We start from the raw sequence: 6984 nt of genomic DNA on the forward strand, positions 1-6984 counted from the left end.
GCGACGACGGCGAGCTCGCGGACGGTGGGGTGCTGGAAGACGTCGCGGGCGTTGAAATGAAGTCCGGCGCGGCGGGCGCGGCTGACCAGCTGGTTCGCCCCGGTTCTGCGCGAGCAACTGGTCGCCCTGGTGGGCCTGTTCGGGCTGCGCACGGAGGACCAGGACCACGGCTACGACGCGCACGCGGACCTCGTCCGGGCGCTGCGCGACGGCGATCCGGAGACGGCCGGACGGGTGCTGGCGGAGGAGCTGGAGGCCACCCGGTCACGCCTACTGACGCCCTGAAACCGGCCCCCGGCGAGGCATCACACAGTTTTCACACCCCGGACATCCGTCGGCTGGGCGGCTCGTGGACACTGTGTCGGGCGAGCCCGGAACCGCCTGCTCCGCATACATACGGTCAACGGTTGAATGACATTGTGTCCACCGCGTGCGCAAGCGCGGCCCAGGCGGCGAACGGGTTTTCACTCCAATCACACGATATGACTAGTATCGCTTCGTCAAAAACCCGTGCCCCGGACGGCCCGCCCCCTCACCGGCCGGCCCGCCAGCCCCAAGGAGTCAGCTCTGCGCGCGCGTGCGAATCGGCGACCCCCGACGCCGAAGGGCCCCCGCAGGCGTCCACGCCTGTCCCTGCGGACGGCGCTGCTCGTCCTGGCCGTCGTCCCCAGCATCGCCCTGGTCGCCCTCTGGGCCGTGACCAGTGGCGAGACCATCGCCGACTTCCAGCGACTGGCCGACCAGGCCACCATCGCCCAGAAGGCCGGCCAGCCGTCCAACATCGTCTACTACAACCTCCAGGAGGAACGGCGGCTCAGCGCCGAGGCGCTCGCCCGGCCCGGTGCCAACACCGACCAGCTGCGCCACCAGCGCCAGCTGACCGACGACGCCGTCCGCCAGTTCCAGACCCTCTCCGGGGAGACCGCCGACAGCGCCCCGGCCGAGATCCGCACGGCCGTCGTCGAGGCCCGCCAGGCCATGGGCAAGCTGGCCGAGCAGCGGGCCGCCGTCGACCGCGGCACCACCGACCAGCAGAGCGTCTTCACCTACTACACCGACCTGATCAGCGTCGACCTGCGGCTGTTCACCGCGCTCAGCCGGGTCGACACCGGTGAGGTCACCTGGCTGTCCAAGACCCTGGTCAACTCCTTCTGGGCCAAGGAGATGCTCTCCCGCGAGGACGCCATCCTGGCCCGCGGCTGGCCCACCGGGCGGCTGTCGGCCACCGACTACCAGCAGGTCCAGCAGCTGATCGGCGCCCAGGACCACCTGCTCAACGTGCAGGTCCTGCCGTACATCCCGGACGGCGAGGCACCGGCCTGGCAGGAGCTGGTCAACAGCTCGGCCTGGCAGGGCAAGGCCGCCGTCGAGCAGGCGCTGCTCAAGCCCACCGCCGCCGACGCCAACGGCACCGTCAAGATCCCGGCCACCCAGGAGCAGTGGCGCCAGGCCCTCGACGGGCTCAACCCGCCGCTGGTCAAGGCGATCGAGGACCGCACCAACGGCATCATCGAGGTCGCCAAGGGCGCCATCCTCGGCATGCTCACCCGCGTGGTGCTGACCACCGTCATCGGCCTGATCACGGTCGTCGCGGTCGTCATCGCCTCCTGGCGGCTCAGCCGCTCGCTGCGCCGCCGCATCAAGGACCTGCACACCCAGGCCGAGGAGATGCGGCGCACCCTGCCCGAGGTGGTCGAGCGCCTGGGCCGCGGCGAGCAGGTGGACGTCGAGGCCGAGACCCGCACCATCACCGCCGGCCGGCACGGCGGCGGCACCGACGAGCTGGCCCGGCTCGGCCAGGCGCTCAACCTGGCCCGCTCCGCCGCCCTGGAGTCCGCCGTCGGCCAGGCCGAGCAGCACCGCGGCTTCGAGCGGCTGCTGCAGCGCATCGCCCGCCGCACCCAGCTGCTGATCGGCCGCCAGCTGCGCAAGCTGGACGAGCTGGAGCGCAAGCACGACGACCCGGAGGTCCTGGAGGGCCTCTTCGACCTCGACCACCTCACCGCCCGTCTGCGCCGCTACGAGGAGAACCTCGTCATCATGGCCGGCGGCCAGCCGCAGCGGCGCTGGCGCAAGCCCGTCCCGCTGCTGGACGTGCTGCGCGCCGCGCAGGGCGAGGTGCAGGACTACCGCCGGATCTCGATCGACATCGAAGGCGACCCGTGGCTGTCCGAGCGGGCCGTCGGCCCGGTGGCGCACGTGCTCGCCGAGCTGATGGAGAACGCCACCACCTTCTCCAAGCCGCCCACGCCGGTCGAGGTGCGCGCCGCCGTGGTCGGCCGCGGGCTCGCGATCGAGATCGAGGACCGGGGCCTCGGCATGGACCCGGAACAGTACGACGCCGCCAACGAGCTGATGAGCCGCCCGCCGCGCACCGACGTGCTGGCCCGGGCCGACGACATCCGCCTCGGCTTCCACGTGGTCTCCCGGCTGGCCGCCCTGCACGGGCTGCGGATCGAGTTCCGCCCGTCCGCCTTCGGCGGCACCCGGGCCGTCGTGCTCGTCCCGGACGAGCTGGTCCTGGAGGGCGACACCGGGCTGCCGGGCGGCGGCGGCACGGCCACCGAGCCGATCCCGCTGGTGCGCCGCTCCCGCCGGGCCGTGCGCTCGGCCTCCGACGAGGCGCTCGCCCAGGCGCCGGCCGGCCCGCCGGTCGCCCCGGTGGACGCCTTCACCCAGGGCGACTTCGCCCCGCGGGCCGCCCCCGTTCCGCTGCCGTTCCCGGGGCCGGAGCCCGCTCCGACGCCGCTGCCGGTCCGGACGCCGCTGCGGCTGCCCTCGGCGGACGCCGGGGCGGCCGAAGGGCCGGAGGCCACGCTCCAGGACGTCCCGGTGCCGCCGCTGCCGTTCCCGGCGGAGCCGGCCCACCAGCCGGAGCAGGCGTACCCGACCGGGCAGCCGTACCCGGCCGACCCGGCCGGGCAGGGGTACCCGTCCGGGCAGCCCTTCGGCGAACAGCCCTTCGGCGAGCAGCCGCCCCAGGGCGCTGAACCCTCGTACGGCCCGCAGCCGTCCTACGGGGTGGAGCAGCCCTTCCCGGCCGCCCAGCCGCCCTTCCAGCCGGAGCAGCCGATCGAACACAGCTCCCCGGCCGACCCGGCGCCCGCCCAGGGCACCCCGGCCTACCCGGACATCGCCTACGCGCGGGTCACCGAGGCCGAGGCGCCGTACGCCGACGAGCAGTACCGCCCGGCCGACCACTACCGGCTGGCCGAGCGGCGCCGACGCCGCGAGTACCGGACCTCGGTGCCGTTCAGCCCGGCCGAGGGCAGCCAGGCCCCGCTGCCGCAACGCGTCCGGCAGGCCAGCCTGGCGGCCGAGCTGCGGGTCCCCCCGCCGGCCCAGCCGCAGTGGGTCGAGCGGCCCGCCGAGGACACCACGCCCGCGGGCCCGTTCGAGCGGACCGAGCGCCCGGTGCGGCGCTCGGGGGCGGCGATCGGCGCCTTCCAGCGCCAGTCCCGCGCCGCCCGGGCCCAGGACAGCGGCGAGCACCCGCTGCCCACCGCCCCGCCGGGCCCCTCCCCCACCCCCGCCGGCCCCGCGGACCCCGCGCCCGACCCGTCTCCCTGGGCCCTTCCGGCCGCGGACTCCCGAACCACACGAACGGATGACCAGTGATGAACCGAACGATCGCCACCCACCAGGACCTGGACTGGCTGCTGGACGGACTCGTCGATTCCGTGCCCGGGACCAGGAACGCCGTCCTGCTGTCCGACGACGGCCTCGTGGTCAGCCACTCCCGCACCATCGAGCGGGCCGACGCCGAGCGCCTGGCCGCCGTCGCCACCGGCCAGCAGAGCCTGGCCCGCGGGGTCGGCGCGCTGTTCGACGGCGGCCCGGTGCACCAGGTGATCGTCGAGCTCGCCGAGTGCTGGCTGTTCATCATCGCCGCCGCGAAGGGCACCCACCTGGCCGTGGTCGCCTCCCAGGAGGTGGACGCCGAGGTGATGTCCGTCGCGATGCACACCCTGGTGCAGCAGGTCGGCCAGAAGCTCACCACCCCGGCCCGCGGCGAGGACGTCCCCGGCGCGCCCGCCGCCCCGGCCTCCTTCGACGCCTTCGCCGCCAGGAACCGGGGCTGACCCGGGTGGAACCGTACGGGAACGACGCCTGGGGGGACGGCCTCGACGACGGCCGGCAGGCCGGCCCGCAGTCCGGACCGGTCACCGGTCCGGCCGACGGTCCGCGGCCCGACACGGCCCCGGGCCCCCGGTCCGGCCCGCAGGCCGGCCGGGACGACGCCTGGCGACGCGGCGCGGTGCCGCACTGGAGCGAGCTGGAGGACGACGCGGAGGACGAGACGGGCAGCATGGTGCGCCCGTACACGATCACCCGCGGCCGGACCGCGCCCGAACGCGACGACCTCACCCTCATCACCGTGCTCACCACGGTCGAGGAGGAGGCCGACGCGGCCCTGGCGCGGGGCAGCCGCGCCGGTGCTCACGGCCTCCAGCCCGAGCACCGGCTGATCCTCGAATTCTGTCGGCGCCCGATCGCCGTCGCCGAAGTGTCGGCGGGCCTGGACCTCCCGGTCTCGGTCACCAAGATCCTGCTGGGCGACCTGGTCGCCCAGGGCCTGCTGAAGGCCCGGGCGCCGCTCTCGGTGGCCCGGGCCGCCGGGGGCGTGGACCTCGGCCTGCTCACGGCCGTACGCGAAGGACTCCGGAGACTCTGAACATGGCAACACCCCACTCCGCCATCGACGCCCCCGCCGCCCCGGCCGCCGTCAAGATCCTGATCGCCGGCGGCTTCGGCGTGGGCAAGACCACCCTGGTCGGCTCGGTCAGCGAGGTCACCCCGCTGCGCACCGAGGAGTACCTGACCCGGGCCAGCGTCGGCGTCGACGACCTGGCCGGCGTCGACCAGAAGACCACCACCACCGTCGCACTCGACTTCGGCCGGATCACGGTCAGCCCCGAGCTGGTCGTCTACCTGTTCGGCACGCCCGGCCAGGAACGCTTCTGGTTCATGTGGAACGACCTGGTCAACGGCGCCCTCGGCGGGATCGTCATCGCCGACACCCGCCGGCTGGAGACCAGCTTCGCCTCCATCGACTTCTTCGAGAGCCGGGGCATCCCGTTCGTGGTCGCGATCAACTGCTTCCACAACACCAACACCCGCACCCCCGACGAGATCCGGGCCGCCCTCGACCTCGACCCGCAGGTCCCCATGCTGCTCGGCGACGTGCGCGAACGCGCCTTCGGACGGGACCTGCTGCTCGCCCTAGTCGACCACCTGATGGACCTCGCCGCCGCACCCGCCCGCTGACCCGGCTCCGGCCGGACCGACTCCGGCCGGACACCGCGCCCGTCGCCGGACCGACTCCCGCCGCACCGGCTCCCGGCCGGACACCGGACACCCCGTGAACTTCCCTTCGGAGCACCCCTCATGACCAGACCCCTGCGCGTCCTCGTCAACGGCGGCGGCATCGGCGGCCTCACCTTCGCCACCGCCCTCGCCCAGCGCGGCCACCAGGTCGACGTCGCCGAGCTGCGCGAGCAGCCGGAGGCCCTCGGCGTCGGCATCATCCAGCCCTCCAACGCCCTGCACGTGATGCGCGAGATCGGCGTCCTGGAGGACTGCCTGTCCGTCGGCTTCGCATGGGAGGTGCTGACCATCTGCGACCCGGCCGGCGCCACCCTCGCGCGGATCCCGCAGCCCCGGATGGGCGACGCCCCCGCCAACAACGGCATACCGCGCCCGGCGCTGGCCCGCGTCCTCGCCGACGCCGCCGCGAAGGCGGGCGTCACCGTCCGCTTCGGCACCACCGTCAACACCCTGGCCGAGGACGCCGACGGCGTCGACGCCACCCTGAGCGACGGGCACGCCGGCCGCTACGACCTGGTCGTCGGATTCGACGGCATCGGCTCGCCGCTGCGCCGCCGCCTGTACGGCGACAGGTACCTCCCCGAGTACACCGGCTTCGCCAACTGGCGTGTCACGCTGCCGCGTTCGCCCGAGGTGCAGGGCGTGGTGATGTCCTCCGGGAACCTCCGGGCCAAGGCGCTGCTCACCCCCATCAGCGCGGAGCACATGTACCTGGGATCGGTCTTCGCCGAGGCCGAGGACTTCCGCCCGGACCCGGAGCGCGCCCACGAGCAGCTGCGCGAGCGGCTGGCCGGCTTCGGCGGGCCGATCGCCGAGGCCCTGGAGCTGATCACCGACCCGGCCGCCGTGGTCTACTCGCGGATCTCCCAGGTCACCGTCGAGGAGCCGTGGCACGTCGGCCGGATCGTCCTGGCCGGCGACGCCGCCCACGCCTCCACCCCGCACCTCGCCCAGGGCGCCGCGATGGCCGTCGAGGACGCCCTCGTGCTGGCCCTGTGCCTGGACGGAGCCGACTCCGTCCCCGCCGCGCTCGCCGCCTGGGAGGAGCGCCGCCGCCCGCGCGCCATGTGGGTCCAGGCGCTGTCACGGGCCGTCCTCAAGCAGGAGACGGGCACCGCGACCACGCCGGAGGAGGACGAGCTGCTCAAGGTCGGCATCCCCGGCGCGGCGCACGTCCTCGTGCGGCCGTACTGACGGCTCCCGCTCCGCCCGCCGGCCCGGCGGGGCCCGCCGACCGACCCCGGCCGGCGGGCCCCCGCGGTGCTCCTCACCAGCGGCCGGCCAGCTGCAGGATCCGGTACCCGAGCCACCCCGGCAGGACCAGCGCGACGGCCAGCGCCGCCAGCGCCAGGTCCGCCCTGCTGGTGGCCAGCCGCGCCCGCCAGGCCATCGCCCGCTGCCGCCTCCCGGTGGCCGCCAGCGCCGCGTGGATGGTGTGGGCCAGGTGCACCGTCGGCGTCCGCCAGGAGGAGAGGCCGGACCAGGCCATCCAGGCCGTCGGCTCGGTGCGCTCCTTCACCGGGAACACCCGGGGGGTCCAGCGGCCGTCGAAGGCGATGACCGCAGAACTCCGATCCCTCGTGCTGACGCCGATCCGGGTGCTACCGGACCGGACTGAGACCCAGCTGGACCAGCCCATCCACTGCCGGCCCCCCG

6 protein-coding genes and 1 pseudogene are annotated in these 6984 nt (G+C 74.5%); 6 read left to right on the top strand and 1 reads right to left on the bottom strand.

Annotation, left to right across the window (positions count from 1 at the left end):
• The first annotated feature begins 129 nt into the window (after nt 1–129).
• From AB0E96_RS36260 to AB0E96_RS36285, 6 genes are all read left to right on the top strand, one after another.
• A complete protein-coding gene (locus AB0E96_RS36260) occupies nt 130–285 on the top strand; it encodes a hypothetical protein (protein WP_359830275.1) in 156 nt (51 codons plus the stop codon).
• 411 nt (nt 286–696) lie between these two features.
• Complete coding sequence (locus AB0E96_RS36265; RefSeq protein ID WP_359830277.1) at nt 697–3618, top strand: nitrate- and nitrite sensing domain-containing protein; 2922 nt, start codon at nt 697–699, stop codon at nt 3616–3618.
• On the top strand, nt 3618–4082 hold the full coding sequence (locus tag AB0E96_RS36270; protein ID WP_359830279.1) for a roadblock/LC7 domain-containing protein: 465 nt from the start codon (nt 3618–3620) through the stop codon (nt 4080–4082). The genes AB0E96_RS36265 and AB0E96_RS36270 overlap by 1 nt, the downstream gene beginning before the upstream one ends.
• Before the next feature lie 227 nt (nt 4083–4309).
• On the top strand, nt 4310–4675 hold the full coding sequence (locus AB0E96_RS36275) for a DUF742 domain-containing protein (RefSeq protein ID WP_359830286.1): 366 nt from the start codon (nt 4310–4312) through the stop codon (nt 4673–4675).
• Between the two features lie 2 nt (nt 4676–4677).
• Nucleotides 4678–5268, top strand: coding sequence for an ATP/GTP-binding protein (locus tag AB0E96_RS36280; RefSeq protein WP_359830281.1), 591 nt, complete (start codon nt 4678–4680; stop codon nt 5266–5268).
• A gap of 120 nt (nt 5269–5388) precedes the next feature.
• Nucleotides 5389–6522: an FAD-dependent monooxygenase gene (locus tag AB0E96_RS36285; RefSeq protein ID WP_359830283.1), complete on the top strand. Its 1134-nt coding sequence runs from the start codon at nt 5389–5391 to the stop codon at nt 6520–6522.
• Between the two features lie 73 nt (nt 6523–6595).
• On the opposite strand, the pseudogene AB0E96_RS36290 reads toward AB0E96_RS36285, so the two are convergent.
• Nucleotides 6596–6984, bottom strand: a pseudogene (locus AB0E96_RS36290) (hypothetical protein); the annotation flags it as partial.

Origin of the sequence: Kitasatospora sp. NPDC036755, from assembly GCF_040636595.1 — a bacterium.
Lineage (GTDB): Bacteria > Actinomycetota > Actinomycetes > Streptomycetales > Streptomycetaceae > Kitasatospora.

Bases quoted from the DNA above. Each gene is read 5' to 3' on its own strand.
- AB0E96_RS36285 (WP_359830283.1), top strand. From the start codon at position 5,389: ATGACCAGACCCCTGCGCGTCCTCGTCAACGGCGGCGGCATCGGCGGC.
- AB0E96_RS36270 (WP_359830279.1), top strand. From the start codon at position 3,618: ATGAACCGAACGATCGCCACCCACCAGGACCTGGACTGGCTGCTGGAC.
- AB0E96_RS36280 (WP_359830281.1), top strand. From the start codon at position 4,678: ATGGCAACACCCCACTCCGCCATCGACGCCCCCGCCGCCCCGGCCGCC.
- AB0E96_RS36275 (WP_359830286.1), top strand. From the start codon at position 4,310: ATGGTGCGCCCGTACACGATCACCCGCGGCCGGACCGCGCCCGAACGC.